Source organism: Vibrio sp. 1402 (assembly GCF_033340275.1).
In genome coordinates this window covers 1-595 of sequence record NZ_JAWOWE010000458.1, presented here as the reverse complement: position 1 = coordinate 595, position 595 = coordinate 1, and the positions used below count along the sequence as shown (strand labels likewise).

The following is a 595-nucleotide window of genomic DNA, read 5'->3' as shown; positions in this document are numbered from 1 at the left end:
TCAGCGGTAGCTTTAACGAGGCGATGGTGCAAAAGGTAGGCTGTGATCGTTTTATCTCAAAATTCCAGCCAGATTTGTTAGTTGAAGTAGCACAAGATCGTTTGCGTCAGGTGCTTTCTACAAACGCCTAACTCATCAATGAATGTAAACAAAGGGAGGGTAACCTCCCTTTGTTGTATCTACTCATTCTTAATGAAAGTCACGAGACTTACTCTGCAAGTTGGATAAGTAATGAGTACAGTCAATCAATTTACCCGCAATGACGTGGATGACTTCTCCCTCTCTTTCCAAAATACCTTTTACCATCAATATTTTTGAGGTGAGGTATGCTTGCTTTTGCGCTCTTGCCGTCGCGCTCCATACCACAACGTTAATGTTGCCAGTGTCATCTTCTAAGGTGAAAAATGTAACGCCTGCTGCTGTGCCTGGGGACTGCCTTCCGGTGACGACACCTGCCACAGTCACAAGCGATTTATGCTCTTTATCAACCAATTGTTTCATACGCGTAAAACGAGGAAGTATTCCCGCTTCTTCTAGCAGAGTAATTGGGTGCCGGTTCAGCGAAAGACCTGTACTGGCATAGTCTTCAATAAGG

1 protein-coding gene and 1 pseudogene are annotated in these 595 nt (G+C 44.4%); one reads left to right on the top strand and one right to left on the bottom strand.

All coding sequences use genetic code 11. The annotated features are described in order from the left end of the window. Positions 1 to 131 (top strand): annotated as a pseudogene (locus R7044_RS26655) (chemotaxis protein CheV); the annotation flags it as partial. A 58-nt stretch (positions 132 to 189) separates the two neighbouring features. Here R7044_RS26655 and R7044_RS26650 read toward each other — a convergent pair. After that, positions 190 to 595 (bottom strand): OB-fold nucleic acid binding domain-containing protein (locus R7044_RS26650; RefSeq protein WP_263857066.1); only part of this gene is annotated, 406 nt, incomplete at its 5' end.